General features: G+C 70.4%; 19 protein-coding genes and 1 tRNA gene. 14 read left to right on the top strand and 6 right to left on the bottom strand.

What is annotated here, in order from left to right; translation table 11 throughout:
* Positions 1-35 precede the first annotated feature (35 nt).
* On the bottom strand, positions 36-419 hold the full coding sequence (locus ACQP17_RS20050) for a DUF2752 domain-containing protein (RefSeq protein WP_433857505.1): 384 nt from the start codon (positions 417-419) through the stop codon (positions 36-38).
* A gap of 53 nt (positions 420-472) precedes the next feature.
* Entirely contained in the window at positions 473-1,069 is a 597-nt protein-coding gene (locus ACQP17_RS20055) for a hypothetical protein (RefSeq protein WP_433857506.1), read from the bottom strand.
* A gap of 505 nt (positions 1,070-1,574) precedes the next feature.
* Here ACQP17_RS20055 and topA point away from each other — a divergent pair.
* From topA to ACQP17_RS20080, 5 genes are all read left to right on the top strand, one after another.
* Positions 1,575-4,475, top strand: coding sequence for a type I DNA topoisomerase (gene topA, locus ACQP17_RS20060; RefSeq protein ID WP_433857507.1), 2,901 nt, complete (start codon positions 1,575-1,577; stop codon positions 4,473-4,475).
* Positions 4,476-4,609: 134 nt separating this feature from the next.
* Complete coding sequence (gene tmk, locus ACQP17_RS20065) at positions 4,610-7,960, top strand: dTMP kinase (RefSeq protein ID WP_433857508.1); 3,351 nt, start codon at positions 4,610-4,612, stop codon at positions 7,958-7,960.
* A gap of 223 nt (positions 7,961-8,183) precedes the next feature.
* Positions 8,184-9,434, top strand: coding sequence for a DNA polymerase III subunit delta' (locus ACQP17_RS20070; RefSeq protein ID WP_433857509.1), 1,251 nt, complete (start codon positions 8,184-8,186; stop codon positions 9,432-9,434).
* Between the two features lie 210 nt (positions 9,435-9,644).
* Positions 9,645-11,234, top strand: a complete 1,590-nt coding sequence (locus ACQP17_RS20075; RefSeq protein WP_433857510.1) for an alpha/beta hydrolase — start codon at positions 9,645-9,647, stop codon at positions 11,232-11,234.
* Between the two features lie 102 nt (positions 11,235-11,336).
* Positions 11,337-11,410 (top strand) — tRNA-Thr (locus ACQP17_RS20080).
* Between the two features lie 129 nt (positions 11,411-11,539).
* Here the strand turns inward: ACQP17_RS20080 and ACQP17_RS20085 are convergent.
* Positions 11,540-13,192 carry a tyrosine-type recombinase/integrase gene (locus ACQP17_RS20085; protein WP_433857511.1) on the bottom strand — a complete coding sequence of 551 codons (1,653 nt, stop codon included), beginning with the start codon at positions 13,190-13,192 and terminating at the stop codon, positions 11,540-11,542.
* Positions 13,189-13,890 carry a helix-turn-helix domain-containing protein gene (locus ACQP17_RS20090; protein WP_359824043.1) on the bottom strand — a complete coding sequence of 234 codons (702 nt, stop codon included), beginning with the start codon at positions 13,888-13,890 and terminating at the stop codon, positions 13,189-13,191. Before ACQP17_RS20090 ends, ACQP17_RS20085 begins: the two co-directional genes overlap by 4 nt.
* A 94-nt stretch (positions 13,891-13,984) precedes the next feature.
* On the opposite strand from ACQP17_RS20090, the gene ACQP17_RS20095 reads away from it, so the two are divergent.
* The 8 genes from ACQP17_RS20095 to ACQP17_RS20130 all read left to right on the top strand — a co-directional run bounded on the left by ACQP17_RS20095 (position 13,985) and on the right by ACQP17_RS20130 (position 22,045).
* Positions 13,985-14,215 carry a hypothetical protein gene (locus ACQP17_RS20095; RefSeq protein ID WP_168480677.1) on the top strand — a complete coding sequence of 77 codons (231 nt, stop codon included), beginning with the start codon at positions 13,985-13,987 and terminating at the stop codon, positions 14,213-14,215.
* A 233-nt stretch (positions 14,216-14,448) separates the two neighbouring features.
* The gene (locus tag ACQP17_RS20100) at positions 14,449-15,759 is read left to right on the top strand and encodes a DUF3631 domain-containing protein (protein ID WP_433857512.1); all 1,311 of its coding nucleotides are present in this window, start codon (positions 14,449-14,451) and stop codon (positions 15,757-15,759) included.
* Positions 15,760-16,232: 473 nt separating this feature from the next.
* A complete protein-coding gene (locus tag ACQP17_RS20105; protein ID WP_433857513.1) occupies positions 16,233-17,003 on the top strand; it encodes a DUF2637 domain-containing protein in 771 nt (256 codons plus the stop codon).
* A gap of 344 nt (positions 17,004-17,347) precedes the next feature.
* Positions 17,348-17,908: a MobC family plasmid mobilization relaxosome protein gene (locus ACQP17_RS20110; RefSeq protein WP_433857514.1), complete on the top strand. Its 561-nt coding sequence runs from the start codon at positions 17,348-17,350 to the stop codon at positions 17,906-17,908.
* Positions 17,905-19,620: a relaxase/mobilization nuclease domain-containing protein gene (locus ACQP17_RS20115; protein ID WP_433857515.1), complete on the top strand. Its 1,716-nt coding sequence runs from the start codon at positions 17,905-17,907 to the stop codon at positions 19,618-19,620. The genes ACQP17_RS20110 and ACQP17_RS20115 overlap by 4 nt, the downstream gene beginning before the upstream one ends.
* Before the next feature lie 263 nt (positions 19,621-19,883).
* On the top strand, positions 19,884-20,201 hold the full coding sequence (locus ACQP17_RS20120) for a WXG100 family type VII secretion target (protein ID WP_433857516.1): 318 nt from the start codon (positions 19,884-19,886) through the stop codon (positions 20,199-20,201).
* Positions 20,201-21,508: a DNA/RNA non-specific endonuclease gene (locus ACQP17_RS20125; RefSeq protein WP_433857517.1), complete on the top strand. Its 1,308-nt coding sequence runs from the start codon at positions 20,201-20,203 to the stop codon at positions 21,506-21,508. Before ACQP17_RS20120 ends, ACQP17_RS20125 begins: the two co-directional genes overlap by 1 nt.
* 6 nt (positions 21,509-21,514) lie before the next feature.
* Complete coding sequence (locus ACQP17_RS20130; protein WP_388418588.1) at positions 21,515-22,045, top strand: hypothetical protein; 531 nt, start codon at positions 21,515-21,517, stop codon at positions 22,043-22,045.
* Between the two features lie 436 nt (positions 22,046-22,481).
* On the opposite strand, the gene ACQP17_RS20135 is transcribed toward ACQP17_RS20130, so the two are convergent.
* Positions 22,482-23,054 carry a GNAT family N-acetyltransferase gene (locus tag ACQP17_RS20135; protein WP_433857518.1) on the bottom strand — a complete coding sequence of 191 codons (573 nt, stop codon included), beginning with the start codon at positions 23,052-23,054 and terminating at the stop codon, positions 22,482-22,484.
* 26 nt (positions 23,055-23,080) lie between these two features.
* Positions 23,081-24,466 (bottom strand): hypothetical protein, encoded by a 1,386-nt coding sequence (locus tag ACQP17_RS20140; protein ID WP_433857519.1) that lies wholly within the window; start codon positions 24,464-24,466, stop codon positions 23,081-23,083.
* Between the two features lie 397 nt (positions 24,467-24,863).
* On the opposite strand from ACQP17_RS20140, the gene ACQP17_RS20145 reads away from it, so the two are divergent.
* Positions 24,864-25,277, top strand: a complete 414-nt coding sequence (locus ACQP17_RS20145) for an ATP-binding protein (protein WP_433857520.1) — start codon at positions 24,864-24,866, stop codon at positions 25,275-25,277.
* The last annotated feature ends 46 nt before the right edge of the window (positions 25,278-25,323 follow it).

Consider the following 25,323-nt stretch of genomic DNA (forward strand, 5'->3'; position numbering starts at 1 on the left):
GCCGGACCGTCCCCGTCCGCTCCGTCGGCCGCGTGCTAGCCGACGAGATTGCGGGCGACCGTCCACACCGCGGCAATGCCGAGCACCAGGGCATTGCCGCGGCCGGTCACCCGCGGCCGGTACGCGCGCCCGCCCAGCCCCGCGCCCAGCCAGCGCACGACGGCGTACGCCGCCACCGGCACGCCCAGCGTCAGGAGCACGGCGTTGTCGTGGAAGGCCGCCACCACCTCGCCGTGCATCAGGTCGTACGCCATCCGCGTCCCGCCGCACACCGGGCACAGCAGACCGGTGGCCCATTTGAACGGGCAGGGGAGCAGCAGCTGCCCCGGCCGGTGCGGATCGGTGTGCCAGAGATAGACGGCGGCGGGGACGCCCAGGCCGAGCGCCGCCGCCGCGCCGCGCAGGGTGCGCCGGCGCACCGCCGCCCCCGTGGGTCCCGCGGGCCGGGCGGGACCCCACGACTCCTTGTGACTCACACGCTCAGCGACCTGGCGTAGTTGACCTGGTTGAGCACGAACATGACCTGCTCGCGGGACTGCACCGGGATCATCGTGGAGTGGTGCCGGCCGCCGCTGTTGACCGTGACCTGCACGAATCCGGTCGTCACCCGCTCCTTCATCAGCAGGAACAGCAGACCGAGCAGACAGAAGAGGAAGAAGACGATGGCGAGCACGACCGCGTGCGTCGGCATCCGCTCCTCCGTCCGCGACATGTCCGTCGCCGTCCACACCGCGCCCTTCAGCGGCATCGGCCCCGCGGGCGTCATGATCGTGTCACCGCTGACCGCGATGTCGCCGAGCGACAGCATCATCCCGCCGGGCTGCCCACCGCCCTGGTGACCGCCGGGCGCGAAGCCCGGTGCGGGCGGCTGCTGCGCGCCGGTGTGCGGGGCGCCGTAGCCGGGCGGCGGCTGCGAGGGGGACTGCGGATAGCCGTACCCGGGCTCCCCGGGGCGGCCGCCCTGCGGGAAGCCGTAGCCGGAGCCGGCGGGCGTGCCGCCGTCCGGTGCGGCGTAAGGGTTCTGGCCGGGCGGTTGTTCCGGTGGCGGTCCGGGGTACTGGTGCGCCATGAGTGGTCCCCCCGAGGGTGCGTGACGACGGCCGTACTCGGCTCGAACGGCGAGCCGTGCCGTGTCCATCCTGCCAGCCCGCTCACATGCTGTATCAAGGCAATGACGGCATTCGACGCCGCCCGGTGACGGTCCGCGGCCCGCGGACGGTACGGGCCACGGCGCCGGGCGGGCGGTGAACGGCCGGGGATTCGTCACTGTGTGAGATCGCCCGTGGTGCCCGGACCGCGGTCCTGCGGGAGTCGTCCGAGGTGGGCGCCGGGAAGCGACGCGGGCCCGCCATGATCCACCGGGCCCGCTCCCGGCCCGCGGGGAACGCCTCCTGCGGTCCGTGCGGCATGAAGGCATGTAGTCGGGTTACCGTTCGAGTGGCGTTGCGGGGTTTTTCCGTTTGACACGGGGCCGGGAGGTACCGTCACACTCCGCAGCGTCAAGCGTCACCGCAGTGCGCCCCCAACGTCCGACCGGGGGGTATTCCCAGCGTCGACCGGAGAGAAGAGCGAAGTTGTCCCCGACCAGCGAGACCACAGGCGGCGGCCGCCGACTCGTCATCGTCGAGTCGCCTGCCAAGGCAAAGACGATCAAGGGCTATCTCGGCCCTGGCTACGTGGTCGAGGCCAGCGTCGGGCACATCCGTGACCTGCCCAACGGCGCCGCAGAGGTCCCCGCGAAGTACAAGGGCGAGCCCTGGGCCCGCCTCGGCGTGAACGTCGACGCCGACTTCCAGCCGATCTACGTCGTCAACAGCGATAAGAAGGACCAGGTCAAGAAGCTCAAGGAGCTGCTGGCCGAGTCCGATGAGCTCTATCTCGCCACAGATGAGGACCGGGAGGGCGAGGCCATCGCCTGGCACCTCCAGGAGATCCTCAAGCCCAAGGTCCCCGTCCACCGGATGGTCTTCCACGAGATCACCAAGGACGCGATCCGCGAGGCCGTGGCCAATCCGCGCGATCTGAACCAGAAGCTGGTCGACGCCCAGGAGACCCGCCGGATCCTCGACCGCCTCTACGGCTACGAGGTCTCGCCGGTCCTGTGGAAGAAGGTCATGCCCCGGCTGTCGGCCGGCCGCGTGCAGTCCGTGGCGACCCGTCTCGTCGTCGAGCGGGAGCGCGAGCGCATCGCCTTCCGCTCCGCCGAGTACTGGGACCTGACCGGCACCTTTTCCCCCAACCTCGGCTCCGCTCGGCCGGGGGGACCCCCATCCGGCCGGGCCGGTGACGCCAGCGACCCGTCGGTGCTGACCGCCCGCCTGAACTCCGTCGACGGCCGCCGCATCGCCCAGGGCCGTGACTTCGGCGCCAACGGACAGCTCAAGAACGACAGCCTCCATCTGGACGAGGCGAACGCCCGCGCGCTCGCCGCCGCCCTGGAGCACACCGACTTCGCGGTCCGCTCGGTCGAGTCCAAGCCCTACCGCCGCTCGCCGTACGCCCCGTTCCGGACGACGACCCTCCAGCAGGAGGCCAGCCGCAAGCTCGGCTTCGGCGCGAAGTCCACGATGCAGGTGGCGCAGAAGCTGTACGAGAACGGCTTCATCACCTATATGCGTACGGACTCCACCACGCTCTCGGACACCGCGGTCTCCGCGGCCCGGGCGCAGGTGACGCAGCTGTACGGCGCGAGCTACCTCCCGGACAAGCCGCGCACCTACGCGGGCAAGGTCAAGAACGCCCAGGAGGCGCACGAGGCGATCCGCCCCTCCGGCGACCGCTTCCGCACCCCGGCCGAGACCGGTCTGTCCGGCGATCAGTTCAAGCTCTACGAGCTGATCTGGAAGCGGACCGTGGCCTCCCAGATGAAGGACGCGACCGGCAACTCCGTCACCGTCAAGATCGGCGGCCGCTCCGCCGACGGCCGGGACGTCGAGTTCAGCGCGTCCGGCAAGACCATCACCTTCCACGGCTTCCTCAAGGCCTACGTGGAGGGCGCCGACGACCCGAACGCCGAGCTGGACGACCGCGAGCGCCGGCTGCCGCAGGTCGCCGAGGGCGACGCGCTGGCCGCGCGGGAGATCACCGCCGACGGGCACGCCACCAAGCCGCCCGCCCGCTACACCGAGGCCACGCTGGTCAAGGAGCTGGAAGAGCGCGAGATCGGCCGCCCGTCGACGTACGCGTCGATCATCGGCACGATCCTCGACCGCGGCTATGTCTTCAAGAAGGGCACCGCGCTCGTCCCCTCGTTCCTGTCGTTCGCGGTGGTCAACCTCCTGGAGAAGCACTTCGGCCGGCTGGTCGACTACGACTTCACCGCCAAGATGGAGGACGACCTCGACCGCATCGCGCGCGGCGAGGCCCAGTCCGTGCCGTGGCTGCGGCGCTTCTACTTCGGCGAGGGCGAGGCCGAGGGTGCCGCCTCGGACGCCGGCAACGGCGACGGCGACCACCTCGGCGGCCTCAAGGAACTGGTCACCGACCTGGGCGCGATCGACGCCCGGGAGATCTCGTCCTTCGCGGTCAGCGACGACATCAAGCTGCGGGTCGGCCGCTACGGCCCGTACGTCGAGCGCGGGGAGAAGGACGCCGAGGGCCACCAGCGCGCCGACGTGCCCGACGACCTGGCGCCCGACGAGCTGACGGTGGAGTACGCCGAGGAACTGCTCGCCAAGCCGAGCGGCGACTTCGAGCTGGGCATGGACCCGGGCAGCGGCCACCAGATCGTCGCCAAGGACGGCCGCTACGGCCCCTACGTCACCGAGATCCTGCCCGAGGGCACGCCGAAGACCGGCAAGAACGCGGTCAAGCCGCGCACCGCCTCGCTCTTCAAGTCGATGTCCCTGGACACCGTGACCCTGGCGGACGCGCTCAAGCTGATGTCGCTGCCGCGGGTCGTCGGCAAGGACCCCGAGGGCGTGGAGATCACCGCGCAGAACGGCCGCTACGGCCCGTATCTGAAGAAGGGCACCGACTCGCGCTCCCTGGAGACCGAGGAGCAGCTCTTCACGATCACCGTCGACGAGGCGCTGGCGATCTACGCCCAGCCCAAGCAGCGCGGGCGGGCCGCCGCCAAGCCGCCGCTGAAGGAGCTGGGCACGGACCCGGTCAGCGGCAAGCCGGTGGTGGTCAAGGACGGTCGGTTCGGCGCGTATGTGACCGACGGCGAGACCAACGCGACCCTGCGGCGGGACGACGACGTCGAGACGGTCACCGCCGAGCGCGGCTACGAGCTGCTGGCGGAGAAGCGCGCCAAGGGGCCGGCGAAGAAGACCGCCAAGAAGGCGGCCAAGAAGGCGCCGGCCAAGAAGACGGCCGCGAAGAAGACGGCGGCCAAGAAGACCGCGGCGAAGACCACCACGGCGAAGACCACCACGGCGAAGAAGACCACCGCGGCGAAGAAGACGACCGCCAAGAAGGCCACCGCGAAGACCGCCGCGGCCAAGAAGACGGCGGCGCCGGCCGAGGACTAGCCGGCCGCGCCACCGGGCCCGCCCGGTGGCAAAACCGCAGGACAGAGGCGGACCCGACGGATTCCTTCCGTCGGGTCCGCCCATTTGTTCGGGCGGGCGCTCGACGGCGTGGGGTGTCCCGATAGGCTGGCGAGATGACGCGTGCCGAGCAGCCAACGGTCGTGACCCCCACTTCAGGCGCCCTAGCGGCGGATTCCCGCGAGCGCGCCGTGCGAGCCCTGCTCCGCTTCCCCCCACTGAAGCGATTGTGGAGCGCCCAGTTCGTCGGGGGCATCGGCGATGCCCTGTCCATGCTTGTCCTGGTACTCCTCGCCCTTCAGGCGGCGTTGTACGTACCGCTGGGCGGCGAGCCCGTCTTCGGCGGTGGATATCGGGGTGCCGCGCTCGCGGTCACCGCGGTCTTCGCCGCCCGGATGCTGTCGACGCTGCTCTTCGGGGCCGTCCTGCTGGGCCCGCTGTCCGCGCTGACCGCGCCCTCGGGGCCGCTGGACCGGCGCTGGACGATGATCGGCGCGGACCTGCTGCGGCTCGCGCTGCTGGTCATCGCGCCCTTGTGGATCAACTGGACGCCGGACGACGCGCTGGCCTGGCTGCTGGTGACGGTCTTCGTCATCGGCGTCGCCGAGCGCTTCTGGACCGTCGCGCGGGAGAGCGCGGCGCCCGGGCTGCTGCCCGCGCCGCCCGCGGAGGGCGCCGCCGTCCGGCCGCTCCCGGACCACATGGACGCCCTGCGCCGCCTCTCGCTGCGCACCGGCTTCGTCTCGCTGCCCATCGCGGCCGCCGCACTCGTGGTCGTCACCCTCGTCAGCAAGCTGCTGGGCGTCGGCATCGACTGGTTCCACCTGCACCAGGCCGCGCTCGGCTCGTACGTCGCCGCCGGGCTGTTCGCCGCCTCCGTATCGATCCTCTACTTCATCGAACTCCCCGGTGGGCAGACGCCGCGGCCGCGCTCCCCTCTGGAGGGGCTGCGCCGCCCGCGTGCCACGGGAACGACGACCGGACGGCCGGCTCAGGGCGAGAACGCCGAACAGGGCAGCGCCCGGGCGGCCGCCGACAAGGGCCGCACCGGCGTGCTCCCGCTGCTGGTGACGACCTGCGCCGCGGTGGCCGCCGCGATCGCCGCCGCCGTCTCGCTCGCCGTCCTGCACGGCTACGACCTGGCCGGCGGACCGGCCACCTTCGCGCTGCTGGTGCTCGCGCTGACCGGCGGCACGGTCGTCGGCATCCGCGCCGCGCACCGCGTCCTGCCCGGCCTCTCCCGGCGCCGGCTGCTCGCCCTCGCGGTGGCCGCCACGGGGCTGGCGCTGCTGGCCATGGGGCTGGTCCCGGACCCGACGACGGTGCTGGTGCTCGCGCTGCTGGCCGGTGTCTGCGCCGGCATAGCCGCCAATACGGGGCACGTCCTGCTGGACCAGGAGTCCGAGGAGTCCCGCACCGCCCGCACCACCGAGCATCTGCACGCCGTCGTCCGGCTCTCGGTCGCGGTGGCCGCCATCGTCGCGCCGCTGCTCGCGGCCGTCATCGGCCCGCACCACCTCGGGGACGGCACCTTCAACTTCGCCTACGGCGGCGCCGCCTACACCCTGATGCTGGCCGGCGCGCTGCTGCTGCCGGTCGCCGCCCTGGTGCTCGGCAAGGTCGACGACCGGCAGGGCGTGCCGCTGCGGCGCGACCTGCGCGAGGCCCTGCGCGGCGGCGACCCGGCCCAGGCACCCGCCCCCACCGGCTTCTTCCTCGCCCTCGAAGGCGGCGACGGCGCCGGCAAGTCCACCCAGGTCGAGGCGCTCGCGGAGTGGATCCGCGGCAAGGGCCACGAGGTCGTGGTGACCCGCGAGCCGGGCGCCACCGCGATCGGCAAGCGCCTGCGCTCGATCATCCTGGACGTCTCGACGTCCGGGCTCTCGGACCGTGCGGAGGCGCTGATGTTCGCCGCCGACCGGGCCGAGCACGTCAACAGCGTCATCCGGCCGGCCCTGGAGCGCGGCGCGGTCGTCCTCACCGACCGGTACATCGACTCCTCGGTCGCCTACCAGGGCGCCGGGCGCAACCTCGCGCCCACTGAGATCGCCCGGATCTCGCGCTGGGCCACCGACGGCCTCGTGCCCCATCTGACGGTGCTGCTCGACATCTCCCCGGAGACCGCGCGGGAGCGCTTCACCGAGGCACCGGACCGGCTGGAGTCCGAGCCCGCCGAGTTCCACCAGCGGGTGCGGGCCGGCTTCCTGACCCTGGCCGCCGCCGACCCCGCGCGCTATCTGGTCGTCGACGCCGGGCAGGAGCCGGAAGCCGTCACCACCGTCGTGCGGCACCGCCTCGACCAGGTCCTCCCGCTGTCCGAGGCCGAGATCCAGGCGCAGGCCGAGGCCCGTAAGGCCGCCGAGGAGGAGGCCCGCCGCAAGGCCGAGGAGGAGGCCGCGCGCAAGGCGGAGGAGGAGCGCCTGGAGCGCGAGCGCCAGGAGCAGCTCGCCAAGCTGCGCGCCGAGGAGGAGGAGCGCAAGCGCCGCGAGGCCGAGGAGGCCAGGGCGCGCGAGGAGGCCCGGCAGGCCGAGGAGGCCCGCAAGCGCGCCGAGGAGGCCCGGCAGGCCGCGGAGGCCGAGCGGCAGCGCCGCGAGGCGGAGGAGCGCGCCCGCGAGGCCGAGCAGGAGCGGCTGCGCAAGCAGCACGAGGAAGAGGCGCGGCTGCGCAAGGAGGCCGAGGAGCGCCGCCTGGAGAAGCAGCGCAAGGCCGAGGCGGCCCTGGTCCGCGCCGAGGAGGCGCGGCGGGCGGCAGCCGAGGAGGCGGCCGCCGCGGAGGCCAGGGCGGCGGCCGAGGCCCGGGCCGCGGAGGAGGCGGCGGCGGACGCTCCCACCGCGGAGACGCCCGTCGCGGACCTGCGCAAGCGGCTGGCGGAGAGCGCGCCGGAGGAGCCGGCGGAGTCCGGCTCCGGCACGGACGCCGAGCGCACCGAGGCCCTGTCGTGGCCCGAGGCGCAGGGCGGGCACCCGTCCGGCGCGGCGGACGAGACCGCGGTGCTGCCCTCCGTAGGGGACGGCCGGGACTCCCGGGACGGCCGTGGGGCCGGCCCGGACGCGGACGAGACCGCCGTCCTGCCGCCCGTACGCGACGCCGGCACCGGGGGCCGGGGCCGGACCGAGCGGGAGGGCGACCCCGCCGACCGCGTGCCGTCGTGGATGTTCCGCAAGGAGACGCCGGAAGCGGCGGAGCCCGGGCACGCCGCGGCAGCCGGGCGCCCGTCCGGCACCCCGGCCGAGTCGCGCGTGGAGCGCACCCGTGAACTCCCGCAGATCGACCCGGCGACGGGCCACCCCGTCGAGCCCGCGCAGCGCAGCCGCCCCCGCCCCGAATGGGCGGAGGAGACCCCGCTGGACGATCTGCCGACGCTCGCCGACGAACTGCTGGGCGAGCGCGACGACGAAGCGGACGACGGGGCGGGCGGCAACGCGGGCGGCAACGGCCGCCGCGGCGGCCGGGGACGGCGCCGCTAGCACCGGTCCGCAAGCACACCCTCGGCCGTGGCCGCAGCCCGAAAGCTGCGGTCACGGCCGTTTTCCGCTTCCGCGCACGCGGCCGCCGGGCCGTCCGGCGCCGATTGTCGGTGGGGTGCACCACAATGGGTCGGGCGCGGAGCGATGCGTGGTGTGCGCGGCCGGCGCGGGCGCACTCCGCACCCCACGGGCAGTACGGAACGGACAGGAACGGCGGGCAGCGATGACGGTATGGGACGACGTGGTCGGCCAGGACCGGGTGACGGTGCAGCTGGCCGCTGCCGCGCGCGACGCGGACGCCCTCATCACCGCGGAGCACGCCGCGGCCGCGGCCGGGAGCGGCGGGCAGCCGGCGCCGTCCGCCGACCCGAGCGGCGCCTCCCAGATGACCCACGCCTGGCTGTTCACGGGCCCGCCGGGCTCCGGCCGGGCCACCGCGGCCCGGGCCTTCGCCGCCGCCCTGCAGTGCGTCAGCCCGGACCGCGCGGGGGAGTACGGCGCCCCCGGCTGCGGCTTCTGCGACGGCTGCCACACCGCCCTGGTCGGCACGCATGCCGATGTCGAGATCGTCCGCACGGACCTGCTGTCGATCGGCGTCAAGGAGACCCGTGACCTGGTCCGGCGGTCCTCCCTCTCCCCGTCCGGCGGCCGCTGGCAGGTGATCGTCCTGGAGGACGCCGACCGCCTCACCGAAGGCGCCGGCAACGTCCTCCTCAAGGCCGTGGAGGAGCCCGCCCCCCGTACGGTCTGGCTGCTCTGCGCCCCCTCCGTGGAGGACGTCCTGCCCACCATCCGCTCCCGCTGCCGACACCTCTCGCTGTGCACGCCGCCGGTCGACGCCGTCGCCGAGGTCCTCGTCCGCCGGGACGGCATCGAGCCGGCCGCCGCCGCCCGGGCCGCCCGCGCCACCCAGGGGCACATCGGCCGGGCCCGTCGGCTCGCCACCGACGAGCGGGCCCGCGCCCGCCGGACGGCCGTGCTCAAACTCCCGCTCCGCGTCGACGACATCGGCGGCTGCCTCAAGGCCGCCCAGGAGCTGATCGACGCCGCGGGGGAGGACGCCAAGCAGGTCGCCGAGGACGTCGACACCAAGGAGACCGAGGAGCTGCGCGCCGCGCTCGGCGCCGCCGCGGGGACCGGCGGCCGGCTGCCGCGCGGCACGGCCGGCGCCATGAAGGAGCTCCAGGACCGGCAGAAGCGCCGCTCGACCCGCACCCAGCGCGACAGCCTCGACCTGGCCCTGGTCGACCTCACCGGCTTCTACCGCGACGTGCTCGCCCTCCAGCTGGGCGCCTCGGTGGCGCTGGCCAACGACGAGGTCCGCGACAGCGTCGAGCGCATCGCCACCGCCTCGACCGCCGAGCGCACCCTGCGCCGGATAGAAGCCGTCATCGCCTGCCGCGAGGCCCTGGACCGCAATGTGGCCCCGCTCCTCGCGGTCGAGGCCATGACGGCGGCCCTCCGCGCCGGCTGAACACCCCGAGCGGGACCCGCACCCCCGTCCACGCCACCTCCCACTCCCTCAAGCGCGCACACAACGTCCCCGCCCGGATACTCTCCGTTCAGGAAACGTCACCCGCGCCCACCCCACCACCGGCTCCCCGCCCCGCACCCCACCTCCGAGGACCGCACCACACCGCACCGCACTCCAGCTTCCACGGACCGAGACCAAGGGACACCGCCCATGGCCACCAGCCGTCTGCTCCGCACCTCCGCCGCTGCCCTCGTGGCCACCGCTCTGCTGATCTCCGGCTGCTCCTCGGGGAGTTCCTCCCCCGACGGCGACACCTCCGCGGGCGGCACCACGGAGGCCGGCGCCCAGCGCCCCGCCGCCGACTCCACCCTTGAGCCCCTCGCGTCCTCCACGCCCGGCAACCTCCGCCCGTACTACGACCAGAAACTGAGCTGGCGCCCCTGCGGCGTGTCCGGATTCGAGTGCGCCACGATGAAGGCCCCCCTGGACTACGCCAAACCCGACGCCGGCAACGACCTCAAGCTCGCCGTGGCCCGCAAGAAGGCCACCGGCCCCGGCCGCCGGATCGGCTCCCTGCTGGTCAACCCGGGCGGCCCCGGCGCCTCCGCGATCGACTACCTCCAGCAGTACGCGCCCCAGCCCGCCCCCGTCCGCGCCCGCTACGACATGGTGGCGATGGACCCGCGCGGCGTGGCCCGCAGCGCACCGGTCGAGTGCCTGTCCAACAAGCAGATGGACGCCTACACCGAGGTCGACCAGACCCCGGACACTGCGGCCGAGACCACCAAGCTCGTCAACGCCTACCGCGCGTTCGCCAAGGGCTGCGAAGCCCGCTCCGGCAAGCTGCTCCCGCACGTCTCCACCGTCGAGACCTCCCGCGACATGGACGTCCTGCGCGCCGTCCTGGGTGATGCCAAGCTCAACTACGTCGGCGCCTCCTACGGCACCCTGATCGGTGCCACCTACGCCGGTCTCTACCCCTCCCGCGTCGGCCGGATGGTCCTCGACGGCGCCATGGACCCGGAGCTCGACTCCCGCGCCACCAACCTCGAACAGACCGCCGGCTTCAACACCGCCTTCACCTCGTTCGCCGCGGACTGCATCAAGCAGAAGGACTGCCCGCTCGGCACGAAGAGCACCGCGGACGCCGCCCGCCAGCTGTCTGCCCTCTTCAAGAAGCTGGACGCCCACCCGGCGGCGACGGGCCAGGAACGCAAGCTCACCGAGTCCCTCGCCACCACGGGCGTCATCGCCGCCATGTACGACCAGCGGGCCTGGCCCGTCCTGCGGGAGTACCTGGCCCAGGCCAAGGCCGGCGACGGCCGCGGGCTGCTCACCCTCTCCGACAGCTACTACGAGCGCGACCCGAACGGCACGTACAGCAACCAGATGTACGCCAACCCCGCCGTCAACTGCCTCGACCTCGCACCCGCCTTCCGCGACCCCGCCCAGGCCCGCGCCGCCGTGCCCGCCTTCCGCAAGGCCTCCCCGGTCTTCGGCGAAAGCTTCGCCTGGGCCGCCCTGAACTGCGCGTACTGGCCGGTCAAGCCCACCGGCACCGCCCACCGCATCGAGGCCAAGGGCGCCGCCCCGATCCTCGTCGTCGGCACCACCCGCGACCCGGCCACCCCCTACATCTGGGCCAAGGCCCTCGCCGCCCAGCTCTCCAGCGCCACCCTCCTCACCTACGAGGGCGACGGCCACACCGCCTACGGCCGCGGCAGCGACTGCATCGACACCGCGATCAACACCTACCTCCTCGACGGCACCGTCCCCCCGAAGGGCAAACGCTGCAAGTGATCCGCACCACACCCCCCACACCCCTTCCGGCCAACCTCTGACCAGCCCCTAAACCGGTGACAGAGCACCCCTCAACGATGTGTAGACTGGGCCGCGCACCACGCCGCCTTAGCTCAGTTGGCCAGAGCAACGCACTCGTAATGCGTAGGTCTCGGGTTCGAATCCCGAAGGCGGCTCAGAGAGAAGGCCAGGTCACATAGCCCGTGACCTGGCCTTTTGCGTTGCTCGGGGCATGACGTGTCGCGCGGCAGCGGTGCCGCGAGATGACTTGCGTGAGCGATGCGTGAGCGGGGGCGCTCAGAGACCTACTTCTTGGGCTTCCGGAGCTTGGCCTTCGTGTCGTCCTTGGCCTGGGCTTTCGCCTTGTTCTTCGGCTTGCCGCCCTTGCCGGTGTTCTTCGCCGTGGCCTTCTTGGCCTTCTCCTTCTTCGCCGCCTTGCGGGCAGCCTTCTCCGCCTCGGCCTTGCGCTGAAGCGGCACCAGCTTCGCCGTCGCCTCGGCGGCGCTCTTGCCGACCTGGGGCAGGACGCTCTGGTAGATGTCCCGCGTGATGCGGGTGTCGCTGTGTCCGAGCGTGTCCGACACGATCTTGATGTCGATGTCGGCGGCCAGCATGAGGGTTGCCGCTCCGTGACGCAGGTCGTGCAGCCGGATCGGCGGGAGGCCGGAGGCGGCGACGAGGCGCTCGAAGAGGTCGGTCACCTTGCCCGGGTGGAGCCAGGAGCCGTCTTCCTGAGTGAAGACGTGGCCGGTCTCGACCCAGGCCGAGCCCCACTCCGCGCGGTCCGCTTCCTGCCGCTCGCGGTGCCGCTTGAGGACGTTGACGGTGTCGTCGTCGAGTGCGACCACGCGATAGCCGCTGTCCGTCTTGGGATCGGACGCCTCGATCTCCCATCCGTCCTGCACGAGTTGGGAGGAGACGGTGAGCGAGTGGGTGTCGAGGTTCGTCTCCGACCACGGTTGCCCGCACGCCTCGCCACGGCGCAGGCCGCGGAAGGCGATCAGGTGCCACATCGCGTACAGCCGGTCTTCGGCGACGAAGTCGAGGAAGGTGCCGGTCTGCTGGGGCGTCCAGACCATCACCGGCGACGGCTTCTCGCCCGTCTGCTCCCACTTGGCAACCCGTTCGTCCGTCCACACGAGCGCCTTGGGCTTGCGTACGGGATCGATCTCGACGTGGGCGGCCGGGTTGAACGTGATGATCTGCTGCCCGATCGCGTCGTTCAGGGCCGCGCGGAGAGTGGCCTTGACGTGCTGACGCGTGGCGGGGCCGGTGACGCGACGGAAGCGCGGCATTGCGTCGATCGCGGCATTCATCGCCTTGCGACGGGCACGGTTCTCCACGCCCTTCCACGGTACGGTCGCCAGCTCGTCGATCGCGGCTCGCCGCTGGGCGTTGTACTCCAGGATCTGGGCGTTGGCGTCGCGGATGTCCGTGAACATCTCGCTGAGGTGGCTGACGCGCAGCCGGTCCAGTCGCCGGTTTCCGATGCGCGGCTTCAAGTGCACGCGGATGTCGGTCTCGTAGCGATTGAGGCCGGACTTGCGTATGCGCTTACCGGCCAGCCACCGGTCGAGCCACTCGCTCACTGTCAGGCTGCCGATGAGGTCCTGGCCGGCGTTCAGGCGCCGCCTCGTCTCCTCGACGTCAGGCAGAGGCGAACGCTCGCGGCTGACCTCCGCCAGCATCTCGGCGATGAGTTCCGTGCCCTCGGGGTCGTCCGACTCGGCCAGACCGAGGAGAGCGCGGACGTGGTCGAGGTCGGCCTGGGCCGACTTGAGGCTGCTGTACCCGCCACGGGCGAACGAGCGTCGGCTGCCGTCCTCACGGGGCGAGAGCTCCTGGCGTATGGAGTAGGTGCAGTGGTTCCTGCTGTTGCGCTTGGGGCAGGAGGTGCCGAGTTCCTTGCCGGTCTTCGGGTCGCGGCAGGAGCAGCGGCGATAGGTGGAGCCCTTCAAAGATCATTCTCCTCGGTGATATCGGGATCGCTCCCGGGGGAATCGATTGCGGCGGCAAGGTCGGGCCACAGGAATGGAGGCGTGACGCCCTCTTCTCGGATGAAGGCGCGGATCCTGCGCAGACGGTTCGCGGCGCCGTCAGCCACCTCGGCGGCACGAGCCTGAGCGCGGAGGGCCTCGGCCTTTCGGTCGGCGTTCGGGGCAGTCTCGGCGTGGTAGCGCGCGTACTCCTCATCGCGTCGCGCGCTCTGCAGTTGCTCCTCGGCGGCGTGGTGGGCGCGGAAGTAGCGGAGCATGTCGTCGTCCACGCCGAGGTCCGTCTCCTCCCCGGTGAACCAGCGCAGGGCGTTCACGGGGGAGGTGGGGTGCTGAAGCGGGAGCCGCTGCACACCGTCGACGTAACCGACGGGATAGATGAGGCAGATGGGTGGGGTGTTCAGCGCCTCGGCCAACACCATGACGTCGACCAAGGGCAGGTTGGAGCGGCGTCCGGACTCCATGTTGGCGATCACGTTGCGGGGGATCGAGTGGCCGATCTCCTCGCACTTGTCGGCCAAGTCCTGTGCGCTCCACCCCAGTTCCTTCCGTCGTCTACGGACCTCGTCGGCCACGGTGGCCATTACCTGGTCCACCCACTCAAGGACGTCGTCCTCGTCGTCGGCCTTCTCGTATCCATGGTCGCTACGGCGTTGTGTCATACGGACACATTAGCTCGCCTAACGTTGATTTCGTGACCTGGAGACGGGCGCGATGGTCGCGTTCGCCGAGGGCTCAGTCGTGGATGGAGCGCGCATGCGCGAGAACGAAGCTGGTGGGCGAGCGAAGGGGATGAGCCGCGAGGAGCTTCTAGAGCTTCCCGCCGCCGTTGACCTGGAGACAGGCAACCGAGCTTTGGGGCTGGGGCGGAGTAAGGGATACGAGCTCGCCAAGCGTGATCAGTACCCGTGCAAGGTGCTGCGACTCGGCAATGCCTACCGGGTGGTGACGGCGGACCTGTTGGCCCTGCTGGGGCTGGCAGCGTGAAGCAGCTGGTGCGTAGCAGGCGCTTCTGCGCTGAGCTGACACAGAAATGCTGGACTGTGGCGTGGCGTGGACGTACTGTCCGTGGTCGCTCGCGGTACCGAGACGCCCGCGAGAAGGGGGAGAGCCTCCGGCGGTGCAACGCCGGAGGCCCCAAGGCTCCCCAGCAATCCCATGAGAACCGACCCGGCGGCAGGGGCGTGCAAGCCCGACACCGCCAGACGAGGAGCCGCCCAGTGCAACCCGAGAGCCCCGAGTCCTATTCCGCCCCCGCCCGAGCGGGCTGGCCGGCCACGGCCATCCCCGGCCAGCCCGGCGCCCACATGCGCGCAGTGCAGGCCGACAGCGCCGCGGCAGACCCGAGCGAGGGTGCGGTCGAACGCAGCGTCGACGAGGCGGATGCCGCGAGCGAGCTGGAGGGTCTACCCGACGCGGAGCCGACAGCTGGCTCGAAGCTACTGGATGAACTGCGCGCCCAAGTAGCCCAGTTCGTGATCCCACCCTCGTCGGAGGCGCTGGACGCGATCACTCTGTGGGTGGCGGCGACGCATCTCCAGCCCGCGTGGCAGCACGCCCCGCGCCTGGCGGTGGTGGGCCCGGCGAAGCGCTGCGGCAAGTCGCGGCTGCTGGACGTGCTGACCGAGACGGTCCACGAGCCGATGCTGACCATCAACACCACACCGGCGGCCATCTTCCGCTCGATCAGCGAGGAGGAGCCGCCGACGCTGCTGGTGGACGAGGCCGACACCATCTTCGGCCCGAAGGTGGCGGAGAAGAACGAGGAGACGCGTGGCCTGCTCAACGCCGGTCATCAGCGCGGCCGGTACGTCACCAGGGTCGTCGGCAACGACCACACCCCGCACAAGTTCGCTACCTTCGCCATGGCGGCCATCGCGGGAATCGGTGACCTGCCTGACACGGTCATGGACCGTTCGGTGGTGATCCGCATGCGGCGGCGGGCCGAGGGCGAGAAGGTCCGGCCCTTCCGCTCCCGCCGCGATATCCCCGCCCTGCACGAGATACGCGACCGCATCCACGCGTGGGCCAGGCCGCTGCTGGAGGAGGCCGCGAACCTGGAGCCGGACATGCCGGTCGAAGACCGCGCCGCCGACACGTGGGAGCCCCTGGTGATCGTCGCCGATCTGGCAGGCGGTCGCTGGCCCCGGCTGGCGCGGGTCGCCTGCGTGCGGATGGTCAATGCCGAAGTGGCGGCCGAGGAGGACCACCCCAGTGGTGCACGAATCCTTGCCGACATCCGCCGGGTCTTCTTCGCCCAGCGTGAGGTGGACAGCCTGTCCACAGGGGACCTCCTCCACCACCTGCGCCAAGACGCCGAAGCCCCGTGGGCGGAGCGGGGACGTGACGGCCTAACGGCCCGAGAACTCGGCAGGATGCTGCGCGACTTCGACATTCGGCCCGGCAACGTGCGCATGGCCGACGGAAGGCAGCTCAAGGGCTACGTGCGGAACAAGTTCCTCGACGCGTGGCGGCGCTACTGCCCCACCGTGCACCCGGTCGACGCCGGTCCCGCGCCCAGCTCGGGCTGAGCCCCGCCCCTCCGGTTGCCGTCCTTGCCGTCCCTGCCGTGATCCCGCAGGTCAAACGGCATGTCGGTAAGACGGCAGCCAGGCTCAAGACGGCAACGCGATGACCAACGGCGCGCTGACCGCCAGGACGTCTCCCACCTCCGTCTTGCGCCGTCCTAGGCGTCCCTGCCGTATCGCCGCAGGTCACAGGAGCTTCGGCCAAGACGGAAGACGTATCCGCCCCGTCCACTGCCACCCCCACGCTCCAACCCGAGGGCGGCGGTGCCGCAATACGTCGGCACCGCCGCCGAGACGGAACGCCAGCACCTGTGCCGTACCTGCTCTGACCTGCGGTTTCAACGGCCAAGACGGCCAAGACGGACCACGCCACCACCACAGGAGAACCCCGCTTGACCACCCTCGCACCACCCGCCAACCACACCAATCAGGACACTGGTGGGAGCCGCGCTCTTAGGCCAGGAGGGCAGCAGGTGATGACCAAACAGACCGCCGAGCAATATGCGCTCGTCGCGGCGGGAACCGTCATCGTCGCCCTGACCGCCGGTGGGTTCTGGCTCTCCTACGCGCACCTCGCTGAGGTCGCCGGACAGCACGGACTCAAGAGTTCCCCCGTACGTCAATGGGCCTGGCCCGCGACGTTGGACGCGTTCATCGTCGCGGGGGAGTTGCTGATGCTCCGCGCGGGCCTGCGGCGGCTCACTGATGGGTGGGCCATCGCCCTCACGGCCACTGGGTCGGTCGGTTCCATCGCGCTGAACGTAGCCGGGGTCAGCGGAGCCGGCGGGCCCGGAGCGAAGCCCCTGCTCGACTATGTGGTCGCTGCCGTACCCCCGACCGCCGCGCTGCTGGCCTTCGGCGTCCTGATGCGGCAGATCCACCAGCTGGTCGACCAGCCGATCGCCCGACTGGGAACGGCGTTGGATGAGGGACCGGAGGCAGCGACCAATGCTGCTGTCCGTGCCACTGAGCCACCGGCTGGCAGTTCCGCCCAGTCGCCGGAATCTCAGCTCCGGGAATCGGACAGCAAGCCACGTGGGGGCCGCCCAGCTGGGGCCACGGTCGAGGAGCTCGTGGAGATCGGTCGGATCGCCGCTGCAGAGCAGGGCAAAGCCACCCGGGACATTGTCCAAAAGGCCATACGGGCCAAGGGACTGACGGTCAGCGGGGAACGGCTGACCGAGGTGATGGAAGTCCTTCGACGCGAGCTCGAAGCCGCTTCCGGCACCGGTCCCGATAGGGACTGACCGCTCGTCCCATGGGGTGACCGGAACCCTTCCGGTCACCCCGCCACCGGTCACCGCCCCCTCACCGCTTGGTCATCCACACCTGTGGAGGGGGCCGTGAACCGCCTGGACTCTGCCTGCCCTTCCTCGTCAGCCCGCCTGCCCCACTCGCACCTTCCGGAGAGCCACCCATGACGCACGACCCACACCACGCCGAGGCCACTCACAACGAGCCACGGCTGCTGACGAAGTCCCCTGGAGCGATGGGCCTTTTGCGGCGGGCATTCGGATGGATTGCCCCTGGCGGAGCCAGTAGTACCCCGAGTCCGACTCAAGGCCGGCCTTCGGGGATCTCCGCCCCAGGGGTGGCGGAGACGGCCCAGCGCCAGGGGACGCCGGGCCAAGGGGTCGGGGCCGGGGGTGGCCCCGACCCGGACACGCTCCACGCCATCCAACGCGAGACCCTCCGCCCCGCCCGTGCCGCCGAGAGCGCCACCGGCGAGCCCTCCGTGAAGAACGCCCAGCCCACGATCCGTCGCTTCAGCGGCAACAAGCGCACCGTCCGCGTCGGCCCGCTGCGGTTCACCGACCACGAGCACGCCGGCCTTCAGGAGGCCGCCACCGAGCACGGCTACAAGGGCGAGTCCGGCTTCGCCGCCGATGTCGTCCTGGCCTTCATCACCGGCCGGTTCACTGCCAACCTTCCCCTGTCCGGGGATCGCCGCCGCACGCACATGTTCCGCGCCCAGGTCCTGCGCCAGCTCAACCGCATCGGCGTCAACATCAACCAGATCGCCCGCGCCCTCAACAGTGACCTCACCCCACCCGACATACGCCACCGCCTCGACGAACTCCACCACCTGCTGGAACTGATAGCCGACGCCCTGCGCCAGCCTGCCGACCCGCGGGAGGATCTCGCCGCATGATCGCCGCCATCAAGGCGCCCGGCGCCAACACCCGCGGCCTGCTTGCCTACCTCTACGGCCGAGGAACCCACGACGAACACTTCGACCCGCACATCGTGGCCGGCTTCGCGATGCTCGGCATGCCAGACCCCGGCCGCGACGAGATGGCCACCCTCACCGAACTCGCCCGCCACCTCGACGAGCCCGTCCGCCTGCGCAACAGCGAGTTCGGCAAGCCTGTCACCGACCACGTCTGGCACTGCCCCGTCCGTGCCGCACCCGAAGACCGCTACCTCTCTGATGCCGAATGGGGCGAGATCGCCCAGCGCGTCGTCGCCGCGGCCGGCATCGCCCCTGCCGGTGATGACCTGGCCTGCCGCTGGATCGCCGTACGCCACGCAGACGACCACATCCACATCCTCGCCACCACCGTCCGCGAAGACGGCCGCCGCCCCAAACTCCATGACAGCGGCATCCGCGTCGGCGACGCATGCCGCGAGATCGAGAAGGACTACGGTCTGCGCCGCCTGAAGAAGGGCGATCGCACCGGCACCCGTCGCCCCATCCAGGCCGAGATGCACAAGGCCCAGCGCCTCGGCTGGGAGCAGACCAGCAAGGAGTGGCTCCAGGACCGCATCCGCGCCGCGATCCCCCACGCGAAGAGCGCCGAGGAACTCCTCGCCTACCTCGAAGCCGACGGTGTCCTGGTCAAGGCCAAGCGGGGCCCGTCCGGTGACCTCCTCGGCTACGCCGTCGGACGCCCCGGCGACCTCAACAAGGACGACGAACAGATCTTCCACCCCGGCGGAAAGATCGCCCCTGACCTCTCCCTTCCCAAGATCAAGGCCCGCCTCGAAGCCAGCCAGCCCGAAGAGCACCCCATCGCCCGCCGCGCGCAGCCCAGCACCCCCTGGCACCGAGCAACTGACGCCCTCGACAGTCTCCACGCTGACCTTGCCGACGACGCACGAGCCCAGGGACACATCACCGCCCTCGGGGAACTGATCGAAGCCACCGCCCAGAAGGCACCCGCCGACCTGCGCACTGAACTCCAAGCCGCGTCCAAGGCGTTCGCACGCGCCCAACGCTCCCAGATCCGGGCAGAAGACCGAGCCGCCCACGCTCTGCGCAACGCGGCCCGCGACATCGCCCACACCGCCACCGGCCCCGACGGCAGTGCCCTCGCCGCCCTGGTCGCAGCCCTCGTCTGGGCCGCAATCGTCGCGGGACGCTGGCACGAAGCCAAGGGCCACGCCCACCAAGCCGACGCCGCCCGCCAATCCCTCCAGCACCTTCAAAGCGCCGCCGACCACGCCCTCACCCCGGAACTCACAGACCTCGCGCAACGTCAACCGAAGGAGGAGACCCGCCGCACCCTGGCCAGCGACGTACGAGCCGCCATCCCCGAACACGCCGAGCAGATCCTCGCCGACACCGGCTGGCCGGCCCTCGCCACCGTCCTCGCTGATGCCGAAGCCCGCGGCCACAAACCCCGCCAACTCCTCAAGGAAGCAGCCGCCCAACGCGAACTGGCCACCGCCCGCCAACCCGCCCGCGTCCTGATCACCCGCATCCAGCACACCGGACGCAACCCCATCCCCAACCGCCGCGCAGCAGCAGCCCGACTCCGCACCACCGCAGCCCCGCACCCGCCCCTCGGGCGGCCTGACTTCGCCAAGCCAACGGCGGCAACTACAGCACCGGCCGAGCAGCACCACCGCCGGCGCTCGTAACTGCCCAACACGCCCTCTGCACGACCGTGGCTCCGCTGCGGTCGTGCAGAGCGCTCGGTGGCTCGCCTCCCACCGGAATCTGGGTGGTGGGAGGCTGCGGTCCTGCATGGGCTCACTGCTGGGCAGCGCTGTATCGGTGGCTGAAACCCACTCCCACCAGGTCGATTGTCGGTGCCGTATGTCATGGTCATCATCTGTGGGCCGAATGCATCGCCAGTGGTTCACAACGGGTTACGAGTACATGGTCAAGGGGGAAGTACGGCATGGCCGGCGACGGTTTCGACGTAGACACCGACCATCTCAAGTCCGCTGCTCCGACGTTCCACCGGGAGTCTGTTGCCCTGGAACGGGCGACGGCCAAGCTTCGTCACACGCTGGGCGGGCTGGGGGAGCCCTGGGGTGGTGACGAGCAGGGCAAGAAGTTCGAGCATGCCTACGCCCCGCATCAGGCGCAGATCGAGAAGGCGGCCGCGGCCCTGGTCAAGGGCCTGTCCAGCATCACCAAGGCCATGAACGACATGGCTGCCAACCACGAAGACGCCGACCACTCGGCCAAGTCCGGCTTCGAGGGCGGTAAGTGATGGGCGCTGCCGACAAGGCCAAGGAGATCGTCCAGGATCTCACCGGCATGTGGTGGCCGGAGGGCGACGAGGATGAACTCCGCGAGGCTGCCCGTGCTTGGCGGACGTACGCGGACGATGTCGAGGACTGCACTGCTGCCTGCCACAAGAAGGCCCAGGACGTCATCGACAACAACAAGGGCAAGTCGATCGAGGCGTTCGGGGAGTTCTGGCGCAAGTACCACGGCGGCGGCAAGGGTTACCTCGACGATGTGGCCAGCGCTGCCCGAGACATGGCCAAGGCGCTGGACAAGTACGCAGACCAGGTCGCCGAGGCCAAGAAGAAGATCGAGCACGAGCTGGAGATAGCCGGCGCGGTCTTGGTCGCCGGCACGGCCCTGGCCCTCTTCACCGGCGGCATCAGCGAAGTCGCGGCGGCCGGTGCCACCGAGGCGATCGTCGCGGCGGCGAGCACGGCGGGCGTCGCCGTTTCCGCCACCGTCACCGAGATCGCCGGAACGGTCCTGGCCACCGCTGCCATCGGCGGCATCGAGGCGATCACGGTGGACGTGGTCGTCGCCCAAGGCGGACGTAACCTCCTCGGCGATCAGAAGGGCATCAACCTGGCGGAGATCAAGGACGCCGGAGTCAGCGGGGTCTTGCTGGGGGGTGCCCTGGGCGGCGCAGGCCGCGCGGCGAAGGCTGTCGGCGACGCCGGTGGCTTCAAGAACGCCTTCGGCAAGATGAAGCTGGATGGCTTGGGCAACTTCAAGAACCCGCTGCGCGACTTCGAGATGTCGCTGCCCAACGTGGGGGGCCCGCGCTTTGCGATGGCCGGCGAGGGGCCTGTCGGTCCGACCGGCCAGCCGCTGATGCGCAGCGCCGAGCGCGGCGGAGGGGGAGGCCGGGCACCTCAGAAGCCAATTCCGCCGTATGCCAAGCCGCTGGACAGCATGGGCCGAGCCACCGGCGTCGAAACGAGGATCACGCAAGACATGCTCGACACCGGCACCAAGGCATCCCGGCGGATGCAGCCCCCGGGCTGGGGAGGCGAAGCGGCTGGTCACACGCGCGGACACCTCCTGGCCCGATCACTCGGGGGAGACGGCCGCTCTGAGGCCAACATCGTGATCATGCACAAGACTGCGAACAACGAGGTGATGGAAAAGCTCGAAGAGCAAATCTATGAAACTGTGAAGCAGCGCGGGAGCGTGGAATATTCAGCGGCACCTGCCTACGCCAATCCAGGCGACATAATTCCTACGGGCGTGCACGTCAGGGCCATTGGGCCTGGCCTGCACATCGACCAGACCATCATCAACAAGTAGGCGGCCATGACTGATCTCGAACTCTTGGCATCGTTTCGCGCAACTGGTGAAGCGGGACCGGTCATCAATGACTGGAAGGCCGCCGAGGAGGCCCTGAGCGCCGCCTTTCCGCCTGCGTTCAAAACGTTTCTCGAAGCTTTTGGCGGCGCGAAGTTCGACGACTTTCTGCGGGTGTATCGGGCAGGTGCCGAGAACGAGTACGCCGACCTGGTGGCGAACACGGTCACGGCGCGGCACACCATGGAGGTGACGCGGGACACGATCCGGGAACTGCTGGCAGAGCGGGGTGTGAAACCCTCGCAGCTGATCTGCTGGGGCGGCACGGACAACGCGGACATGTGCTTCCTGATCCCGCACGAGGACCCCGAGCAGTGGGCTGTCCTCACCGTCATCGGCCGTGGCAGGGAGTACGACCTGTACGAAGGTCCGGTGGAGAGCTATCTGCTGCGGATCCTCCGGGGTGACATCGTGAGCGAGGTCTTCCCGGACGACTTCCCCGACGAGGAACCGGGCTACGAGCGCAACCCGTGGATCTAGCGGGTGCAGCAACGCGCCTCCGATCCGGGCACGTGCCCGGATCGGAGGCGTCGTGGTCTTCGCCGCAACCTGCGACGAGCGCAACCGCTTCGCGGTCAAGCACCGCGGGCCGCACAGCGAAGGCTGTACGCGACGCCGGTGGCTTCAAGAACGCCTTCAGCAAGGTGAAGCTGGATGGCTTGGGCAACTTAAAGAACCCGCTGCGCGACTTCGAGATATTCGCTGCCCAACTTGGGGGTTCGGCACAGAAGGCATGATGGTGGTACCGCCGCCCCGAGACCATGCCCTGGTTTAAGGGATGGGCATGAGGCCGAGCGCCTCCGTGGATCTGACCGGGTAGGGGGCGGACCGAATGCGGTACTGATGCACCGGCCATGACCGCATGCCGCGGTCATGGCCGGTGGGCGCTCTGCGATTGGTCACTGTGTGGCGGGAGTCATCCGTTGGCCGTCGCGAATCCATCTGACTCCCGCCATTCGTGATCGAGGACTGAGTACGTGATCGAGTCCCTCCACGCTCCTCGTACGAACACGTGCTCCCGAATGCGGCCTTCCTCCGTCATGCCGGCGCGTAGCAGGGTCTTGGCAGAGGCGGCGTTCAGTGGTGCGCGAGCGGCCCAGATGCGGTGCAGGCCAAGGTGGTTGAAGCCGAGGGCGCACATCAGGTGAACGGTTTCGGTGCCCAGGCCCGCGCCCCATGTGTGGGGGCGCAGGGCAAAGCCGATTGTGGCGGCTTTCTGGGCGTGCGGGTCGAGCGCCAGGCGGGCGAAGCCCACCAGGTCCCTTTCCTCCTGGCGGACCACACCGAGGGCGTATTCGGTACGGGGTTGCTCGCCGGAGGAGGCGATGGAGCGGGCGACGATCTCCCCGGCCTGTTCATGGGTTCGGGGTTCGAAGCTCAGGTGGCGGGTGGCCTCGGCGTCGCCGTAGATGGCGTGTACGGCGTCCACGTCGTCGCTGGTGAGTTCGCGCAACTGAAGCCGGGGGCTTGCGATGTCGACCGGATGCATGGTCGGGACCCTACTCGCAGGCGGTGTTACCTGGGCAGGGCGGCGACAGGGGCCGCGGTGAACGCCTCGATTTCCTCCCGTGTCGTGCGAGCCTCGGGTGCGGTGAGCCACCGGGGATCCCGAAGCGCGGTGTGGACCTGCCGCACCGAGGCAACGATGCCGTTGATGCGCTGATCGGCGGGCAGGTCGAGAACGGGCCGCATGGCCTCGTCGACACCGTCGAGGCTTCCGGCATGGATGCGGGCGAGGGCAAGGTCGGTGTGGGCGCCGGCCTGGTCACCGAAAGCCCACTCTTCAGGTTCCGCTTGGCGGTAGGCGGCGACGGCCGCTTCAGCTTGATGCTCCGCCTCGGGGGCGTTAGGCAGCCAGGCGGTGGCGTCGGCGGCGTAGTAGAGCTGGCGTGGTACCGGGAAGGTCATGATGCCGCCGAACTCGTCCAGGTCGTCGGGGGACGCCGCATCGCGGGCCCGTTCGGCTTCTGTGAGGGACTCCCGTACAGCCGCCACATCGCCGAGTGCGGCGCTGGCACGGGCTTGCAAACAAGACAGCCATACGGCGCTGGTGCCGGTCACGCCCCCCACCTGGGAGATGCCGAGGGAAGCGTATTTGGAGGCTTCCTGGTGTCGGCCGTCCCAGTAGGCGATCAGGGATTGCAGGCCGCGGACCCAGGCGCGCATGGCGCGGTGGTCGGCGTTGTCCGCGCATACGTAGGCGGTGCGGGCCTGTGTCATGGCCGATCGCGGGTCGCCGAGGTCGTGGCTGGCCTTGGCGAGCATGCCGGAGGTGATGGCGGAGAGCAGGTACAACTCGCGGGCCTGGCCGGGGCGGACATGGCCATGTTCGAGGAAGCGGAAGGAGAGGTCTTGGACTTCGACGAGGTCGCCGAGGAGGGGGGCCAGCGGCAGCTGCGGGTAGGCGGCGGCTAGACGACGCACCTCCTGGTGGAGCTCGTCCAGGGTCTCAGGACCTACGTTGCTGCCTTCTGCCATCGCGCTGAAGCGGAATGCACGGCGAGCTGCCATGGCGACCTGCCTCTCTAACGTGTCCCGGCCGGCGTTGCCGCCTGGAACGGGTCTGCTGGTGAACTCGATGCCGTCGAAGCCGCTGTCCCCTTCGCTGGGTTCGAGCGAGGGGGACAGCAGCCGTGTCGGCATGACGAGCCGAAGCTGGGGAACGGCATCGGCTGCAGCACCGCCCTCGTCCGCTGGACCGAGCAGGACGTCGACGGGGTGTCGGAACATCGCCTCCAGTACCCGGCACAAGGCCGGGTAGGGGCGGGTCTTCACCTCGCCCCCGTACCACCGCTCAAACTGCCGCTTCGACACCGTCAGGCCGACAAGCGTCGGATCACGGTCCTGTTCGGCGAGTTCGTTGGCCGTGCGCTCGAAGTGAAGCTTGAAGGTTTCGAACACCTGCCAGTGGCGCCTGGTGATCAATGTCCGTAGAAGAGTGGGCCTTTGAGCCATCAATCCCCCGATGGGTTCCGGTCGGCTCGTCGGTTCGACGGTAGCCCCGCAATGCCGCCGTACGGGAGTAAGAGCTGCCGTGTGCGAGGAGATGACGGTGGAGACGGCGGCAACGTGACGGTACCCATGTCGTCCACTTCGCCAAGCCCGAATCAGACGTCGGCACTCATGTCGTGGTGAGGCGTGCCGCTTGGACGTCAGGCTCGATGCCCGCCCTGAACGCGAGCGACGAGGTGGTGTTCCGGCAATGCCAGCAGCAGGAGACAGCGCGATGCGGCGACAGGCAGAGCCCCGTACCGCGATTCGGAGCACGGAGGCCATTTGGAGCGACAGCGGCCCGCCCATGCGGCGCGAGCGGACCTTCTCTCCACACGGCTCGTCCGTGAGTGAGGCACGGAAGTTCGCCGTCGAGGCTCTGTCGGCTTGGGGAGTCCGGGACCGCCTCGATGACGTGTGTCTGTGCCTGTCTGAGGTCGCTACCAACGCGCTCGTACATGCAGGTCCGCCCAGCTTCGGATTCCGGGCACGGCTAGGCATCAGCGGATCGGTGGTTCGGCTGGAGGTTCACGATCAGGATGCGGACCGGCCGCATCGGCAGCATCCGCGCCTTGATGACACCTCGGGTCGCGGCCTGCTCCTGGTGGACGAACTGTCCGATGGGTGGGGCGTGGACGAGCAGCACGGCATCGGCAAGACCGTCTGGATCACCTTCAAGATCACCGCCCCTGACCCTCGCACGCCCAAACGCGAGATCTGACGGCGATGCGACCTGTTCACACCGATCACCAACGCCCATACAGAAA

Origin of the sequence: Streptomyces kronopolitis (genome assembly GCF_050953795.1) — a bacterium.
Lineage (GTDB): Bacteria > Actinomycetota > Actinomycetes > Streptomycetales > Streptomycetaceae > Streptomyces > Streptomyces kronopolitis_A.